Source organism: Thermococcus sp. MV11 (assembly GCF_012027285.1).
GTDB lineage: Archaea > Methanobacteriota_B > Thermococci > Thermococcales > Thermococcaceae > Thermococcus > Thermococcus cleftensis.
Window position 1 is genome coordinate 251,048 of record NZ_SNUD01000003.1, and the last position, 16,814, is coordinate 267,861.

The 16,814-nt window shown below is 54.9% G+C and carries 11 protein-coding genes, 1 tRNA gene and 1 pseudogene; 6 read left to right on the top strand and 7 right to left on the bottom strand.

Annotated features, from left to right (window positions below; genetic code table 11):
• Positions 1 to 8 precede the first annotated feature (8 nt).
• From coaD to E3E27_RS09010, 3 genes and pseudogenes are all read left to right on the top strand, one after another.
• Positions 9 to 473, top strand: a pseudogene (gene coaD / locus E3E27_RS09000) (phosphopantetheine adenylyltransferase); the annotation flags it as partial.
• Positions 474 to 543: 70 nt separating this feature from the next.
• Positions 544 to 1,224 carry a triose-phosphate isomerase gene (tpiA, locus tag E3E27_RS09005; protein WP_167774401.1) on the top strand — a complete coding sequence of 227 codons (681 nt, stop codon included), beginning with the start codon at positions 544 to 546 and terminating at the stop codon, positions 1,222 to 1,224.
• Positions 1,225 to 1,295: 71 nt separating this feature from the next.
• Positions 1,296 to 1,371: transfer RNA gene (locus tag E3E27_RS09010), tRNA-Gln, on the top strand.
• Between the two features lie 302 nt (positions 1,372 to 1,673).
• Here the strand turns inward: E3E27_RS09010 and E3E27_RS09015 are convergent.
• The 6 genes from E3E27_RS09015 to E3E27_RS09040 form a co-directional block, all read right to left on the bottom strand.
• Positions 1,674 to 2,360, bottom strand: coding sequence for a hypothetical protein (locus E3E27_RS09015; protein ID WP_167774299.1), 687 nt, complete (start codon positions 2,358 to 2,360; stop codon positions 1,674 to 1,676).
• Between the two features lie 37 nt (positions 2,361 to 2,397).
• A complete protein-coding gene (locus E3E27_RS09020) occupies positions 2,398 to 7,719 on the bottom strand; it encodes a DNA-directed DNA polymerase II large subunit (protein WP_167774300.1) in 5,322 nt (1,773 codons plus the stop codon).
• Positions 7,720 to 9,876, bottom strand: coding sequence for a DNA-directed DNA polymerase II small subunit (locus E3E27_RS09025; RefSeq protein WP_167774301.1), 2,157 nt, complete (start codon positions 9,874 to 9,876; stop codon positions 7,720 to 7,722).
• Entirely contained in the window at positions 9,876 to 11,123 is a 1,248-nt protein-coding gene (locus tag E3E27_RS09030) for an ORC1-type DNA replication protein (protein ID WP_014788896.1), read from the bottom strand. The genes E3E27_RS09025 and E3E27_RS09030 overlap by 1 nt, the downstream gene beginning before the upstream one ends.
• Positions 11,124 to 11,402: 279 nt before the next feature.
• Positions 11,403 to 12,014, bottom strand: coding sequence for a YbjN domain-containing protein (locus tag E3E27_RS09035; protein ID WP_167774302.1), 612 nt, complete (start codon positions 12,012 to 12,014; stop codon positions 11,403 to 11,405).
• 145 nt (positions 12,015 to 12,159) lie between these two features.
• A complete protein-coding gene (locus tag E3E27_RS09040; protein ID WP_167774402.1) occupies positions 12,160 to 12,783 on the bottom strand; it encodes a DNA-binding protein in 624 nt (207 codons plus the stop codon).
• A 707-nt stretch (positions 12,784 to 13,490) separates the two neighbouring features.
• Here E3E27_RS09040 and E3E27_RS09045 point away from each other — a divergent pair.
• Genes E3E27_RS09045 through nucS form a run of 3 tightly spaced genes read left to right on the top strand, consistent with a single transcriptional unit; the run spans position 13,491 to position 16,427 of the window.
• Complete coding sequence (locus tag E3E27_RS09045) at positions 13,491 to 14,525, top strand: TrkA family potassium uptake protein (RefSeq protein ID WP_167774303.1); 1,035 nt, start codon at positions 13,491 to 13,493, stop codon at positions 14,523 to 14,525.
• A 49-nt stretch (positions 14,526 to 14,574) separates the two neighbouring features.
• Positions 14,575 to 15,639, top strand: coding sequence for a DNA repair and recombination protein RadA (gene radA / locus E3E27_RS09050; RefSeq protein ID WP_014788890.1), 1,065 nt, complete (start codon positions 14,575 to 14,577; stop codon positions 15,637 to 15,639).
• 35 nt (positions 15,640 to 15,674) lie between these two features.
• Positions 15,675 to 16,427: an endonuclease NucS gene (gene nucS, locus E3E27_RS09055; RefSeq protein WP_083830192.1), complete on the top strand. Its 753-nt coding sequence runs from the start codon at positions 15,675 to 15,677 to the stop codon at positions 16,425 to 16,427.
• On the opposite strand, the gene E3E27_RS09060 is transcribed toward nucS, so the two are convergent.
• Positions 16,424 to 16,807, bottom strand: a complete 384-nt coding sequence (locus E3E27_RS09060) for a DUF473 family protein (RefSeq protein WP_167774304.1) — start codon at positions 16,805 to 16,807, stop codon at positions 16,424 to 16,426. The two genes, nucS and E3E27_RS09060, sit on opposite strands and share 4 nt — an antisense overlap.
• Positions 16,808 to 16,814: the final 7 nt, after the last annotated feature.

Here is a 16,814-nt window from a genome sequence, read left to right on the forward strand (position 1 = left end):
GCATCTTCATGAAGAGAAAATACCAAAAGGTCGTTGTGGGCGGAACCTTTGACAGGCTCCACCTCGGCCACAAGGCCCTGCTGAGGAAGGCCTTTGAGGTGGGAGAATACGTTTACGTCGGCCTCACCTCGGACGAGATGATACGCGAGAAGCCCTACGCCGAAAAGATACTCCCCTACGAAATTCGCCTGAAGGATTTGATCAAGTTCTTCGAGGTGAACGGCTACTCCAACTACCGCGTTATCAAGATACAGACTGCGATAGGCTTTGCCGATAAGATGAAAAGCCTTGAAGCAATCGTGGTCAGCGAGGAGACCTACAAGGGTGCACTCATAGTGAACCGCGCGCGGGAGGAGAACGGGCTGAGGCCGCTTGAGATAGTCACCATAGGCCTCGTGAAAAGTTCCCTCGGCCCCAAGATCAGCTCGTCCCTCATACGGGCCGGCCTGATAGACCCCTTTGGAAGGCCCCTCTCCAGTGGAAACGAAACTCCGAAGGGAAAGGCGTTTAAGGCACAAAGACATAACACCTACGGTGATACCCATGGCGAAGCTGAGGGAGCCGATCATAGCGATAAACTTCAAGACCTACGCCCAGGCGACGGGTGAAGGGGCTTTAAGGATAGCCAAGGCGGCAGAGAGGGTGTGGAAGGAGACCGGCATAACCATCGTCGTTGCGCCACAGCTGGCAGACCTCTACCGGATAGCCCAGGAGGTCGAGATTCCGGTCTTTGCCCAGCACATCGACCCGATAAAGCCCGGAAGCCACACCGGCCACGTTCTGCCCGAGGCGGTGAAGGAGGCAGGAGCGGTGGGAACGCTCCTCAACCACTCCGAGAACAGAATGGTCCTGGCGGATCTTGAGGCGGCCATAAGGCGCGCCGAGGAAGTTGGGCTAATGACGATGGTCTGCTCCAACAACCCGGCCGTTTCAGCGGCGGTGGCGGCACTCGGCCCGGACTACGTGGCGGTAGAGCCGCCCGAGCTCATCGGAACTGGGATCCCTGTCAGCAAGGCGAAGCCCGAGGTCATAACCAACACGGTCGAGCTGGTTAAAAGAGTCAATCCAGACGTGAAGGTTCTCACGGGCGCGGGAATAAGCACCGGCGAGGACGTCAAGAAGGCCCTTGAGCTCGGAAGCGTCGGCGTTCTTCTCGCAAGCGGAGTAACCAAGGCCAAGGACCCGGAGAAGGCGATAAGGGATCTAGTGTCTCTGATTCTCTGAGCCTTTTCTCACTTTTCTACCGCAAACAGGACTTAAGATTTATAAGCTGAGACTCGGCTTTTCTATCGGGCAGCCCCGTGGTGTAGCGGCCAAGCATGCGGGACTTTGGATCCCGCGACCCGGGTTCGAATCCCGGCGGGGCTACCACACAAACTTCGCCTGCGCGAAGTTTGACCAAGGTTCGTAGCTCCTTTTAAAAGGCTAAAGTCTGAGTGATTTTCTACCCGAACGGTTGTTTCAAGTGAGAGAACTTTTCAAGTTGCTCCTTGATAGGGGTTTAACTTTAAAATCGACGCCCGAAGGGCGTCAAAAGAGAGCAAACCCCGTGTAAAGGTCTGTTTAAACGTGTTCTCCTTGAGAAAACGAGCCTTCTGAGTGCAAAATCCTTGTATTATGGTCTTTTAGAGGGTGAGCTACGTGCTTTTGGTGAAGCTTTTTCCAAAAGCTTCCTAGAAAGCGAACTCCTCCACGCTGAACTCCTCGATGACCCTCTCGAAGTCGTGCTCCGGCGCGTATGTGAAGCCGCAGTGGGTGCACTTTAGGACGCCGTTCTCCTCGTGGAGCGGGGAAAAGCAGACCGGACAGCGGTACTCCTCGCGGCTCAGCCTATCGTAAACCTCGTCCTTCATAACGAGCAGGTTCAGCTCGCTCTCCCAGTCCTCGTGCAAAAGCCCCCAGTAAGGAACCTCGACCGGGTAAAAGTCCTCAAGGATGAGCGCTTTAATCCCGATGCCCCTTATTCCTGGCGGGAGCTTCCCGGCAGGCTCTATGCTCACCACGTACTGGTCGTAGAACTCGATGTGCTCCGCCCTAACCGTAAGACCGCGTGAGAGCCTTGAGCGGAGGGGAATGAGCTGGAGGAACAGGCTTTCCCTTTCAACGTCCCAGCTCGCGCTTACCGAAACGCTCCCCTTCGTGAAGAACTGGGTAATATAGCGCTCATCCCTCTCTTCACCGGCCAGGCGAAAGCCCAGCTTACCAAAGGCCCTCCCGAGGAAGTTGGGCCTTGGGAGCTTTCCATAGTTTACCAGATACTCACCTACCCAGCCGGCCAGGGGCATAGAGTAGCCGATGAAGACCTGCCTTTGAACCCTGAGGTACGCGACGCTGGGGAGCAGTTTAAATTGATTCAACATCAAAGAAAAAGCGGCGTAATAATATATATGATTAACGCTAAGAGCCAAAGAACTCGTCGAGGCTGATGCCCTTCTTGGGCTTCTTCATCTTTGACTTCTCCTTCCTGACGGCCTTTTCCAGACCCTCGGAGGGTTTTGTTTTCTTATCGGCTTTTTTGGACTTCTTTTCAGTTTTTGTCCCGGCCTTTGACGTTTCGGCCTTTTTCTTGAGCTTCCCGTTGGCCTTCAGCTCGTCGAGGTAGCCGTTCCGACCGTTGGATTTACCCGTTCTGGCCTTTATCATCTTCTCGCATACATCGGCGGAGAATCCCATGAGCGTCCTCTGCCTCTCCGGAAAGACGTTCTCGAAGAGGCTCTTGATGTCCTTCTCGGTCAGGCATATCCTCTGCCTCGTGTAGTCGAGGACGCTGTACTTCGTAACGAGCATCTTCGCGGTTGGCAGGTACTTCTCTATGGCGCCCTTGCTGACGGTGAGGACTATCTTACCGCCGCACTTCGGGCACTTGCCGGTGAGGGGCGGTCTGCGGTACTTCGTGTTGCACTTGACGCAGCGGAACTCCTGACGGGTGAAGCTCCTCAGGTTGCCCCTCAGGTCGGGGACGAGGTGGGAGTTGATGATGGTTTCAGCAACGTGGTGCTCGTCCACCGCGCGGATGCGCTCAGCGAGGGCGAGCTGGCGCTCCACCTTCTCGACCATATCGCCGAGCTGTTTGTACAGGCTCATCTTCGGGCCGAGGCCGATGTCATCGGTGTCGTGGGTGAACTTCAGGCCTTCGTACATCTCCGGCCTTCCGAGGCGGTCCTCGACGCGCTCGATGAACTTTATCTCCTTGGGCGATTTCATCTCGTAGGTGGCGCTGTAGAATTCAAGGGGATAGTAGCGAACCACGTCCATGTTGTGAACCTCACTGTCCACCTCGCGCGGGTCGAGGCGTGTGGTAACGACCAACGGCGCGTCCATTTTACCGCCGCGCTTCTCGGGCAGGTAGTACTTGCTGAAGTTGAGCAGTGCATCGAGGAGCAACATGACAGCATCCTCGTCGCCGTCGCATTGGTGTGTTACAATATTTTCATTTATTAGAACGTTATGATATGTCTTAGCGTTTAGTGAGAACACAAAGTCGTCTTTGGGTTTGAGGTATTCGACGCGCTTAACTTTGACAACCCAACCTATCCCGTATGAGTATCTGTCCTTGTTGTTCGTTTTGACCGAATGAAGCGAATAAACGGAATTCTTGCGCTCACTAATGAATCCGATTTCTCTAAAGAACATGTGGTAGTGCTCACCCGCAATATTCAACGCATAGACCGTGGAAACAGGAACTTCGTTTCCGCGTTCAACGTGATAGAGCCTGCCACGGGCGTTTCCCCTGTTGGCATTCTTATCGACGGTATAGTAACCCCTGATTCCAAACTTTGAAAGCAGTAGTGTTTCAATATCCTCAAGGAGGGCCTTATTAACGCTGTAGGCCACCACCCTCGGAACTGTGCTGAGTGCACTTCCGTCCCCCTCAAAGTATGCCCTTAGCATCTCTGCAACCACATCTTTGGGAAGGGTGTAAACAATTGAAGGAACGCGCTTTGTGTGGGCGTTCGCTCCCGCACCGAGAACCTCAGTGAAGAGCAGATAGAGAACGCGGGAGCCAACGGTCACCTTTTCTCCGCGCTCGTAGATTCCAAAGCCATCCCCAAAGGCAGCTCTCAGTGCCCTCTTGAGGTCCTCGCGCACTTCCTCGTCAGCTATGGAGAAGCTTATCTGGTAAACGCTGTCGCTCTTCCTCGCGTAGCCTTCAGCAAGATAATAGCCAAGGACGCGCATCAGCTGTTTTATCGGAGCAAACCTCTTTATTCTAACCTTATCGCGCTTGAAAGCCAGCCAGCAGTCTGGGACGTCTTCGAACGAAAGCCCATTTTCTTTTAGGATTCTCAAAAGCTCTCCCAGCGGTAGAGAGTCCCTGCGAAGGTAGTCCCCATTAACTTCCACCCTAAGTGAAGACAGCCACTCGGAGAGTCCACGGACCATGATGATATCCCATATGTCCGCGAACCGCTCATCTGAGAAGGCCTTGAGCAAGTCGAAGCGTTCAATATCCACCTCTTCAAACTCAAGCTTGGGAACGAGTATTCTGTCGCCTCCCTTCACCTCAAAGGCCCTCTTCTCCACGAACCTTCCGTCCTCGTAAACCAGAACCGGGTGATCGACGGTCGTCTCAAAGCTCCTTCCCAGTTCGAGTTCGAAGCGAATGAGGTGGTCCGTGCTCGGCGCCTTTATGACGTCCTCGATGTCGGTAAGGACGACCCTCCCGCTCTTGAGGTCGAAGGAGTAGACCTTAACGTCTCTCTTCGGCTTCCTCCTCACGTAGACCATGTTCTCGTAGCTTTCGTCATTGAACAGCTCGTAAAGCTCGCGGAGCGTTATCCTGGCAGGCTTGCCGTCTATTTGAACGAGAATCCTCGTGTCGCCGGGGAAGCAGTTCCTTCTCTTGGCGGCGTGGTAGTAGGGGTGAGCGTAGCCAACGAGAACGTCCGAAAAGCCGATTATTCTGCCGATGATTCCGGCCGAGGTGTGCGGGGCCAAACCTATAACGAGGTGCCCGACGAGGTCCTCCATCTTCTCGGCGTTGTAGAACCTTGGCAAGCCGTAGAACTTCTCAAGGAGGTCGTCTATGAAGCGAGCCACCTTGAGGAGATACCTCCCAGCCTCGTAGGGCAGTATGACGTCCTGAACTTTAAGCTCGACTATCTGGTCGTCCCTCTCTAAGGGCTTGCCCTCGAAGTCGTGGGTGTAGCCGAGCTCCCTCAATTTTTCAACGCTCGTTCCAATTTCCCTCGGCTTGAAGTGGGTTATGGGGGCATCGGTGGCGTCGAAGCGAATGGTGCCATCTTTAAAGACGTAGACGTCGTTCTTGGCACGGAGGAGGCCCTTCTCAAGCGGTTCTGCCATCTTAAAGCCGGAGGTCATACCCTGGACGCCCTTGAGCCTGTCGATGCCGTAGACCTTGACGTTCTCCATCGCGGCGCGGAGAAGCTCGGAGGGCTTTATGGTTCTCCTCGCGTATGGCTTAAGCTCGGTTCCGCACTTCGGACAGCGGAAGTCAAAGTTCTCGGCCTCACCCTGCGAGTAATCAACGTTGCACTTGGCGCAGTGCCAGAGAAGCTCCTTCCGTGTCCCACAGCGCGGGCAGATGTGCTCAGGCCCGGTGTGGCCGCACTCCGGGCACTTGAAGAAGGCTATCTCCACGCTGGTGACCTTTCCCTCCTCGGCGGCCTTCTTTATGTCGCGCGAGCTTCCACCGGCGAGGCCTATGGGGAAGAGAACCTGCACCGGCGGTTTCATCTTCCTCTCCTTGGCCTTCTCCGGCCTGCCCATACGAGCGCCGATCCAGCTGATTCCCCTGTCGCGGAGCTTGATCCCGTTGTTCTCGTTGATGATGTCGATGACCGTGAAGAGGGGCTTGGCCTTGAACTCCCACTCGAGGTTGCCCAGGGGTGTGAGCAGAGCTGCACTCCAGGGGTAGTCTATCACGATGACCTTTTTCCTGTCCTCGGTCCGCTCAAGCCTGTGGGGGAGGCCGAGCAGTTCAAGGTGGCGCTTTATCTTTGGATCGCTGTCGAGGACTACCTTCCTCGCGAACTTGAGCTTTCTGAACTCGTCCCACTCGATTTGGGCACCCACAAGGGCCCTCTGGAGCTCCTCAACCTCCTCCGGCTCCAGCGTGTTCCAGTAGAGGGTGTAGTACGGGTGAAGGGGAACGTCGAGAACCTTTGAGATGTGCACCGCCTCCTCGACGCTCGGCCTCACGCGGAGGGGGTCCTTGAGGAGCTTCTCCAGGAAATCTGGGTCGAGCTCAATGTATTCCGCCGCCTCCTCGATGGCCTCGCGCGGGTTGTCGGAGAAGGGCTTAAGCTCGACCTCGTAGGTCTCCGCTATGGCTTTGACGAACTCCTGAACCCACCATTCCTCGGCGTAGTTGGCAGGCAGGAGCGTCTGGTTGTTCTCGACGAAGTCTCCGAAGTTCACAAGGGCATCGCCAACGTAGAGTATCTCCTCGATTTTGTCCCTGATTCTGAGGGCCGTTTGGTAGTCGTCTACCCTCACCACGCTCCCGTCCCTGAGCTTTACTATCGGTCCCTCGACGGTGGTTGCAGGCGTTACAATACAGCCCTTGCCAGGCCTCTCGGTCTTCATCTGGGTTCCAATCGCTATGAACTCGTCGAGGATGAGCATCGTCGCTGGGTTCACGCTCCAGGTGGCGAACCCGCTGACGCGGGAGCGACCGTATCTGAGCCTGAACCCGCCGTTGGTTGATGGCTCGGCAAAGAGCGGCCTCCCACCGATTATCTCCTTCGTGTACTTCTTGTTTGGGGCTATGTTGGCCCTAAAGCGCTCGTAGAGCTCGTAGTAGAAGCCCTTCTCAACTTTTTCGGCAACTTCCTCCCTGGCGCCGGAATCCTCAGCCTTGGATTCTCCAGGTTTGGAATCCTCCGCCTTCTTGCCCTTCTCCTTGGCCTCGACGAACTCCTTTATCCAGTCCCAGCCGTCCACACCCATCTTATCTATGTACTTGACGAGCTTCTTCGCCTTCTGGAGGACGCCCTCGGCCAGAACGAGAATAGCTCCACCGCGCAGGTGGTTGGTTTCAACGCCGGGAACGTCGCGGTGGGAAACCTCGACTTTATCCGTTTCTTCACCAGTGATCTCGATGGGAATGTTCCTCATGGCAAGCCTTACCTCGTCGGCCTCGGGGTGGTACTGCAGGCGCGTGACGGCGCGGTGGTAGAGGTCTATCTCCTCGACCATTCTCTCTATGTGCTTCTCGCTGGGCTTGAAGCGGTCGAGGCCGAGCTTCTTCCTCACGTAGTCGCCGACGAGAACGCTTAAAGCCTGGGCCGTTCCGCCGGAGCTCCTTATCGGTCCCGCGTAGTAGAGCGCCAGGTACTCGCTGTTGTCCTCCCACTCGTTGCGCTTGATCTTAACGTCAGCTATTCCCTCAAGGGGAGCCGAGACGATGCCCTCTGTTAGGATCGCCAAAGCCGTTCTGACGGCCTGCTCAGCGTACTTCTCCTTGCCCCCAAGGTCGCCAAACTTACCCTCGATGATTTCATCTACCACCTTTAGCGCGGCCAGCTCCTTACCGTACTCCCTGACTAGCTCTCTTATTCTCTCGGCAACGCCCGGTGGGCCCACAAGGCTTTCCACACGGCCGGCCATGTCCGTGGCCTGGGGCACTTCAACTTCAAGGCTCGGGTCTTTTCCCTGAGCGCGGGCCTTTCTCGCAACCTCGTAGGCCCTGTCAATCTCGCGCTGGAGGGATTCGAAGTAGGCCTTCATTTCAGGTGAGTACAGCTCCTCCCCCATTCAAACCCCCTCGCAGAACTGGTCGAACCTCACGACGGCGCGGAGACGGGCGGTCTCAACGTCTATTATCGGGACCCTCGCAGGGGTCGGCACGATGTTCACCATCTTCTGGAACTCCGTCTGGGCCTGCCAGGTGCCGGTGTTTATCAGGAAGACGCCGTTGTAAATCCTGTACTCCATGACGTGGACGTGGCCGGCCTGGAAGAGGTCTGGAACCGACTCTATGACGAGCGTATCCTCGGGGTCAGGCGCTATGGGAACCTTCTCGCCGAAGGTCGGTGCGAGGTGGCGGAGCTTCAGCAGGTCAAGCATCGCCTCCGCAGGCCTGTGGTGGCTCCTGTTCGGGAGAGCGGTGACGACGTCTTCTATGCCCCTACCGTGAGCTATGAGGAAGTCCCTGCCGTGGAGCCTTATCACGGCGGGGTTGCTTATTATGACCGCGTTCTTTAGCCTCTTCAGTGGACGGGCGTATTCGTCGTAGAAGCCCGGCTGAGGCAGGGCCGTTCTAGCGGCATCGTGGTTGCCAGGGCCGATGAAGGTGGTTATGTGATCCGGAACGTTGCGGAGAAGGTTCGTTAGGGCCTCATACTGGTCAAAGATATCGGGAATCGCCAGCTCGTTGTACTGGCCGGGATAGATGCCTATCCCATCAACCACGTCGCCGGCGATTATCATGTACTTTATCCTACTGACCAGCTCCTCTTCCTTCCTGTTGTTCACCTCACCGTTGAGCCACTCGAGGAACCTTTCAAAGGCCTTCTCGCAGAACTTGTTAGAGCCAACGTGGATATCGCTCAAGAGGATCGCGTAAACCTTCTCCTCCAACGGGGGCTTCTCACGCTTGAACTTGGGGACGTCTGGGAGGAATATCTTGTCAGCGAAGAAGAGACCCCTTCTGGAATAGCGGCCACGGAAGGCAACGACAGAGTCGGGCATTATCTGGAAGAACTTCCTGCTCTCCTCGTTGTTGCGGTTTATGAAGACCTTGATTATCCCCGTGTTGTCCTCGACCTCGAACATGAAGCCCTTGGCCGTTTCCTTCTTGCTGTTGATGAGGCCTATTATGGTTACCTCCTCATCGCCGCCCACGTAGCTCAGCTTGCCGATGTCTATGACGCTTCCGAGCTCTGGGTTCTCGCGGAGGATCCGGCGCATCTTCCTCAGCCGACTCTTGAAGTAGTCAGCATACACCTTGACTATTATCTCCCCTTCCTTGCTCGCGGCGCTCTTCACCTTGGGGACCTCGAACTTCACGTCCTTGACGTCGAAGACCAGCTCCCAGTCGTCAGGGATCTCCCTAGCCCGGTAAACGAACCCCTCCCTCGGGGTTATCACAACGTCGCGGTAAACCGAGTAGCTCTTTTCTTCCTCCAGCACCTCATCTCCAACGTAGGCTATTGGAACCCCGTAGTCACCGTAAACGATCTTCGGCTTGACCCCATTGCCGTTCTCATAATACTCCTCACTGTCCCCGTAGTCGCTCCCGTTGGCATACTCATTTTCAGCAACAAGGGGGCCTTGGGAGCTATTCTCCAAAGGATTATCCTCTAGGAGGACGTCAGATTCGGTGGAACTGTTTTCAGTCCGGACATCTTCCACTGGAAGCACCTCTCCAGAAACCTCGGCCACACCCTCACCGGATTCATCACTGGAGGTCTCGCTGACCGAAGTTCCAGTGGAAATAGGACTCTCCCCCCCGAAGAAGTGGGGTTTTTCTTGCTCCAATTGTGAAAAGGAAGGTGTTTTGGGGAGGACTTCTTCGGCATTTCCAGTGGAAATCAACGTGCCTGACCTATCGGCCGAATCTTCCCCGACGTCACTGATCTCTGACAACGAAGCACTATCACCGGCCGAATCCACAGAATGGGATTGTTCTTCCCGATATTCAACCACACCACCAGAATCCTCCAAGATTCCCTCACCAGTTTCGGCGAACTGCTGGGACTCAGAGGGAGAGGGAACTTCCAATGGAACGCCCCCTTTCATCTCGAGGAACTCCCTTGCGATGGAGGAGTCTATTACAAAGGTTCCCCTAGCCTTGGCAAACTTTATCAGCTCGGCGAGCGTGAAGTCCCTCTTATAGCCGTCGGCGAGAAGATAGTAGGCGGAAGGAGTTATTAGATAGCGGTTTGTCATTAAGTCCTCTATCAGGCCCATCAGAGCAGCCTCCTCTGGCGGGACATGCTAATCGTGAGCAGGGTCTGGAGCTGCGGGTCGTGGCGGTATATGTTCTTCACCTTATAAGGTGTTACGTTGAGCCGTATCTCTTTCGTCCTGCCGTAGCGGCCCTTACTGACGACCTTGGCGTTGATGATGCCGAGCATGTCGAGCTCGTTTATCAGATCGCTGACGCGCCTCTGGGTGAGGGGCTCGAGGTCTATGTGGTCGCAGAGGGACATGTAAACCGAGTAAACGTCGCCGGTGTTGGCAGGCAACTCGCCGTTCTCGTCGAGGAGAACGATGGCGTAGAGGAGAACCTTCGAGTGGAGGGGAAGGGTTTTTATGACCTCCTCCATCGTGTCCTGTTCTATCTTCTCCTGGGCCTTCCAGACGTGCCTCTCCGTTACTTTACTAGCCCCCTCGCGCTCCGCTATCTCACCCGCAACGCGGAGCAGGTCAAGGGCCCTTCTCGCATCACCATGCTCGCGAGCCGCCAGGGCGGCACAGAGGGGAACGACACCGTCGTCGAGAACGCCCTCGTTGAAGGCATCTTTGGCACGCTGGAGGAGAATATCCCTGAGCTGGTTGGCGTCGTAAGGCGGAAAGACAACCTCCTCCTCACTCAGGCTCGAGAGAACACGTGCGTCGAGGTACTCCTTGAACTTTAGGTCGTTGGAGATGCCGATTATGCTAACCTTGGCCCTGGACAGCTCGGTATTTATCCTCGTGAGGGAGTAGAGTATGTCGTCGCCGCTCTTCTTGATGAGCTTGTCAATCTCGTCCAGGACTATTATGACGAAGCGCTCACGCGCATCTATAACCTCCTTCAGTCTCGCGTAAACCTCGTCTGTCGGCCAGCCGACGAGAGGAACCTCCACACCACTCTCGTCTTTGAAATAGTTCACGATGTTGGCCAGAACGCGGTACTGGGTATCCACTATCTCGCAGTTTATGTAGATGACATCGACGGGAATCCGATACTTGTCGGATATCTTTTTCAGCTCCTCTGTGACGAACTTTATGGTGACGGTCTTACCCGTTCCAGTCTTCCCGTACACGAAAACGTTTGAAGGCGTCTCACCGCGCAGAACGGGAACTAGAATGTGAGCCAGCTCCTCTATCTGCTCGCGCCTGTGAGGAAGCTCCTTGGGAGTGTAGCTATGCCTGAGCACTTCCTTGTTCTTGAATATCTTCTTGGCGTGGAGATACTTCTCGAAGATCGAATCGAGGTAGTTGTCGTCCATGAGCACCACCCATTCCACTGGAAATCCAGGGCGACCCCAGATTATAGCGCAAATTAAGCAGGACATTATCGCCAGATGAACATTTTTAGGCGCTAATTCTGGATATTTGTCAAGATACCATGTTCCAAATTGAACGCTATACACTGCCTCCAAAGGAAGCACTGGATGCAGAGGAAAGCATAGATACTCGGAGTCGGGGGTTTATATGCGTTGTTGAACAGGGGAATGTAAAAAGCCAACCAGAAAATAGAAGAGATGACCAGAGAAAAGAGGGCCAGATCAACCATCTTCCCCGGCAGGCTCTTCTTCCACAGATTCAAGGACGGCGTCGAGAAGCTCTTTGGCGTCCTTCTCTTCAAGCCCGACCTTGATGGTGAGGAACTCCATGAGCTGCTCGTAGGTGTAGCCCTTCTGAATCCTCTCAAGGAGCATGACGACGATGCGGTCGAATATTCTCTCAACGAACTCCTCCTCGAGTCCGAGGGCGGAAACTCCCGAGAGAAGGCCAATCGCCAGGGCGGTTAGGGCGTCGTTGAATTCCTCCTTGCCAAGGGTCTTCTTGTCGAGGTCAACACGGATGTTAACAACGTCGTTGGGCCTCCCAAGGCTGAACTTCATCATGTATATCCTATCGTTCAGCTCAAGGAGGGTGTGGTAAACGTAGAGCCTATCCTCATCGCCCAGGCCGTAGGTTTCAAGGCTCGTGGGGATCACAAGGTGAACAAACTCGTCGGAGAACATGACCACGAGGGTGAAAGGCATCTTGGGATGCTCGGCAACGTACACGGACTCTCCAACCGCCTTGACCTCCCATGGGAGATCAACTATGTCGGCGGCATCTTCTCTGCCCGTCCTGAGCCACTCAAGAACCTGCGTTTCAATATCAGTCACACAAATCACCTCAAGGTTCTAAATGAGAAAGAGTTTATAAACATGCCGGTAGTAAGAGATTCTAATCCCGGACTACAAGATTCTAAAAACGGATACATTGATACCGATACATCGACTAGAAGAGTGAAAAGAAAACCGAAGTAAATCAGAAGTACCCAACGTCCTTACCCTGCTCTTCAATTTCTTTCTTGGCCGCGAACACCTCGTTGAGCAGGTTTTTTGCGTCCTCAACGCTCATACCGACCTTGACGGTCAGGAACCTCATAAGTTCGTCCCTGCTGGCGCCGCGCTCAACCCTCTCAAGAACCATTCCAACGATGCGGTCAAAGATTTCTCTTTCGAAGGCCTCTTCCAGCCCCATGGCTGATACCGCGGACATAAGGCCTATTAGCAAAGCCGTGAGCGCATCGTTGAACTCGTCCTTGCCAAGAGTCTTCTTGTCAAGATCCACGCGAAGATAGACGTCATCGTCCATTCCTGAGAGGGTGAACTTCATCAGGTTCACCTGGTCGTTGAGACGAAGGAGGGTATGATACACCCTCAACTTCTCGTTGTTGGACATGGAGAATGTCTCGAGACCCATAGGCACTAGTAGGTGGACAAAGCCCTCTGAGAACACCACAAGGAGAGAGAACGGCATTCTCGGGTGTTCGGCCAGATAAGTCCCAGGTTGAACTTCCCTGACGGACCAGGGGAGATCCACTATGTCCTGGGCAGTGTCGTCACCCTCCCGAAGCCACTCAAGAACCTGAACCTCGATGTCGTCCATGGAAACCACCGAAGAATACTATGCGATGTAGGTTAATTAACTTTGCACTTGAAACGGCACAGGCAAACCCGAGCCTTCGTTCTCCACAGGAAGCAAAGGGGTTAAGCGCCCATAAATGTACAGCGGAATTTTAGGTTTGTAAATGTTCAGATGAAATCAAACGATCATTTCCACTGAAAGGTGAATGAACTTAAATGAACATTAAAATGCGGACATTGGTGGACTGTTTTAGACATTTGTAGTAAACAAAAGTGTTTTGCAATTTAGAAAAGTTAAACACTTCAATACCCCCTGGGAGTTTTATTTCCACTGGAGCCAGGTTTTGGCTACTCCCATAATTTTTTGTCTTTTTGGTGAAACTCTCCCGTTTTCTTTTGAACTTTTGGTATTTATACATTTTCATGAACAATGTTCATAAAATCCCCAAATCTCTGAATAGTAATGAACGAAAGACTACAAAACTCAGAGCTTGTTTTTAAATCTGCTTATTTGATGTTCGAAAGATTGTTTATAAACACTCCTTTCATCTTTCTAGCCGCGAAAATCCGTCCATCTGCAAAACTGAGCTCCAGTGGAAATGAAACTCTGGGGGGTCTTTCAGATGGCCATCGAAAAAGACCTCTGTTTCCACTGGAAAAAATGTTCCATTGATGAACCTTGGGGGGCATTGGTGATAGGTTTTTAAAATCCCCCTCGTAAGGTATAACATGATTCCGGTTCCACTTGTAAGGAAGCTGCTGAAGGTGAAAATCAAGATCGGCCGGAACAGACTCCTCCAGATAGCGATGGCCGTACTCCTGCTGGCCCTGCTTTTCGCCTCCCTGTTCGCCTACTTCGAGGGTTTGGACTTCTACACGGCCTTCTACTGGGCCGTCATCACGATGGCGACGATTGGCTACGGCGACGTGACACCCCAGACCTCCGCGGGCAGGGCCGTGGCAATGGTGGCTGCAGTGGCGGGAATCTCAACTTTCACCGCCCTCGTGTCGATTCTGGCCGAGTACTTCATTTCGTCTTCCCTCAGGAGGATGATGGGTATGCACCGCGTTAAGTATTCGGGTCATTACGTTATCATAGGCCAGGGTAGCAGCGTGCCGAGCTGCGTGAACGAGCTCATCTCTGCCATTTCCAGTGGAGATGCCGAGCCTAAGCCCATAGTGGTGGTGTTCCCCAACGAGGAAGAGCGCAAGGGGATTGAGCTTCCAGAGGAAGTGGAGGTTCTCATAGGGGACCCCACGAATCCGGAGACCCTGGAGAGGGCCCACATCAGGGAGGCTTCCCACGTGATCCTTGCCCTCGAAGACGACTCCAAGTCCGTCTTCTCAACGCTCATGATAAAGCGCATGTCAAGGGCCAGGGTTCTCGTGGAGGCCCTCAAGGCCGAGAGCGTCGAGCTGCTGAAGCAGGCCGGGGCCGACAGGGTGATACTGAGCAGGAGCTTCGCCGGAAGGCTTCTCGCGAGCTCGGTGTTTGAGCCCGAGGTAGTGGACGTTATAGATGACCTTACCACCTCCCTCGGCCGCTACGACATCTCGGTGCTCCTCCGGCGGGACCTCTGGGGTTCAACGTACATTGAGGCTCTTCGGAAGCTCCATGAAGAGAATGGCTACTTCTTATTGGGTTACTACACGGACAAGCCTGTTCTTAACCCGCCTCTTGATGAGAGAATCCCTGAGGGGGCCAAGCTGGTAGTCATTAGGCCCGCGGGTGGAGGGGGTGTGAATCCGAAGAAAAGTATATAACCCTTCGAATTTTTACCCCTATGGAAGGTAGCAGTGTTGGGTGATGTTCATGGCGAGGAAGAAGAAGGCCGAAGATGAAATAAAAGAGCTCGAGGAGTTCGAGGAGCTCGAGGTCGTTGAGGAGTCCGCTTCAAGCTCAACCAAGAAAAAGAAGGAGAAGGAAATAAAGACCCTTGAGGACCTGCCGGGCGTTGGGCCGGCCACCGCTGAAAAGCTCCGCGAGGCGGGCTACGACAGCATCGAGGCCATAGCCGTTGCCTCCCCCATGGAGCTCAAGGAGATAGCGGGAATAAGCGAGGGTGCCGCGCTCAAGATAATCCAGGCCGCGAGAGAGGCCGCCAACATAGGAACCTTCATGCGCGCTGACGAGTACATGGAGAAGCGAAAAACCATAGGCAGGATCTCCACTGGAAGCAAGAGCCTCGACAAGCTCCTGGGGGGTGGTATTGAGACCCAGGCCATAACTGAGGTCTTCGGAGAGTTTGGTTCTGGAAAGACCCAGCTGGCCCACACGCTGGCGGTGATGGTTCAGCTTCCGCCCGAGGAGGGCGGTCTTGGCGGCTCGGTGATCTGGATCGATACCGAGAACACCTTCAGGCCCGAGAGAATAAGGCAGATAGCTGAAAACCGCGGCCTCGATCCCGACGAGACCCTCAAGAACATCTACGTGGCTAGAGCCTTCAACAGCAACCACCAGATGCTCCTCGTCGAGAGGGCGGAGGAGATAATCAAGGAGAAGGCCGAGACGGACAGGCCGGTCAAGCTCCTTGTCGTCGATTCCCTGATGGCCCACTTCAGGAGCGAGTACGTCGGCAGGGGAACGCTGGCGGAGAGGCAGCAGAAGCTGGCCAAGCACCTCGCCGACCTGCACAGGATAGCGGACCTCTACGACATAGCCGTCTTCGTTACCAACCAGGTTCAGGCCAAGCCAGATGCCTTCTTCGGCGACCCGACGAGGCCTGTCGGCGGTCACATCTTGGCCCACAGCGCGACGCTGAGAATCTACCTGAGGAAGGGCAAGGCCGGAAAGAGGGTTGCTCGCCTGATCGACAGCCCGCACCTGCCCGAGGGAGAGGCTATATTCCGCATCACCGACAGGGGCGTCGAGGACTGAGTTAGCTTTTTAACCCCTCTTCTTTACCCAACTCCATGCCCAAGGTTGAGGCGATTCAGAATCCTTCCCGAGAGGAGCTTCTCACATTGATCGATTCCGCCCTCTCCAAGGAGGCCGTGCTCACCATATTCGCCCGCTGCAGGGTTCACTACGACGGCCGGGCGAAGAGCGAGCTCGGCTCCGGCGACAGGGTGATACTGGTCAAGCCCGACGGTGCATTTCTCGTTCACCAGAGCAAGAAGCGCGAGCCCGTGAACTGGCAGCCGCCAGGGAGCTTCGTTACGGTGGAGGTGCGGGAAGGGCTAGTTGTTCTCCGCTCGGTGAGGAGGAAGCCGAAGGAGATCCTGGAGGTCGAGCTTGAGGAGGTCTACCTGGCTTCGCTCTTCAACGCGGAGGACTACGAGGAGCTGGCCTTGACCGGGAGCGAGGCCGAGATGGCGGAGATGATATTCAGGAACCCGGAGCTCATTGAGCCCGGCTTCAAGCCGCTCTTCCGTGAGAAACAGATCGGCCATGGAATAGTGGATATCCTCGGGAAGGACGGCAGGGGAAACCTCGTCGTCCTCGAGCTGAAGCGCAGGAAGGCGGATTTGCATGCCGTCAGCCAGCTGAAGCGCTACGTGGAGGCGCTGGAGAGGGAGCATGGAAAAGTTAGGGGGATTCTGGTTGCCCCGTCCCTAACCTCTGGCGCGAAAAAGCTCCTTGAAAAGGAGGGGCTGGAGTTCAGAAAGGTCGAGCCGCCGAAGAAGGAAAAGCTCGGCAGGGGAAGGCAGAAGACCCTGTTTTAGCCTATGTCCATCTCGTGGGGAAACAGCTCCCTGACCCTCGCGAGCATAACCCCCTTTCTCCTCTCGACTTTCACCACACGCCCAAGGCCTACGAGCTTAACCTTTGCCCTGCATATCGTTACCTCCCTCTCGTCGCTCTCCTCCCATGGAATCCTCGTCTCCAGATACTTAGCTTCCATAAGCTCGGCCAGCAGGCCTTCCGTTCCAGTGGAAACGTCCTCGAAGGGGTCGTAGGTCAGGAAGAGCCTCATCGCCTCGCGTAGGGCCGCCTCGACTGCCATCACGTTCCTCGCGCTCCTCAGCTCTATCGTTCGGTAGGGGTTCCTGAGGAGTTCATCGAGAACCCTCCTCGCGATTCCAGCTAAGATCACTGCCTCCATGCTACCA

Coding starts and splice junctions, on each gene's coding strand:
- E3E27_RS09030 (WP_014788896.1), bottom strand. CDS start 11,123: ATGGACGACAACTACCTCGATTCGATCTTCGAGAAGTATCTCCACGCC.
- nucS (WP_083830192.1), top strand. CDS start 15,675: ATGCCCAAGGTTGAGGCGATTCAGAATCCTTCCCGAGAGGAGCTTCTC.
- E3E27_RS09015 (WP_167774299.1), bottom strand. CDS start 2,360: ATGTTGAATCAATTTAAACTGCTCCCCAGCGTCGCGTACCTCAGGGTT.
- E3E27_RS09020 (WP_167774300.1), bottom strand. CDS start 7,719: ATGGGGGAGGAGCTGTACTCACCTGAAATGAAGGCCTACTTCGAATCC.
- E3E27_RS09025 (WP_167774301.1), bottom strand. CDS start 9,876: ATGGGCCTGATAGAGGACTTAATGACAAACCGCTATCTAATAACTCCT.
- E3E27_RS09045 (WP_167774303.1), top strand. CDS start 13,491: ATGATTCCGGTTCCACTTGTAAGGAAGCTGCTGAAGGTGAAAATCAAG.
- E3E27_RS09040 (WP_167774402.1), bottom strand. CDS start 12,783: ATGGACGACATCGAGGTTCAGGTTCTTGAGTGGCTTCGGGAGGGTGAC.
- E3E27_RS09060 (WP_167774304.1), bottom strand. CDS start 16,807: ATGGAGGCAGTGATCTTAGCTGGAATCGCGAGGAGGGTTCTCGATGAA.
- tpiA (WP_167774401.1), top strand. CDS start 544: ATGGCGAAGCTGAGGGAGCCGATCATAGCGATAAACTTCAAGACCTAC.
- radA (WP_014788890.1), top strand. CDS start 14,575: ATGGCGAGGAAGAAGAAGGCCGAAGATGAAATAAAAGAGCTCGAGGAG.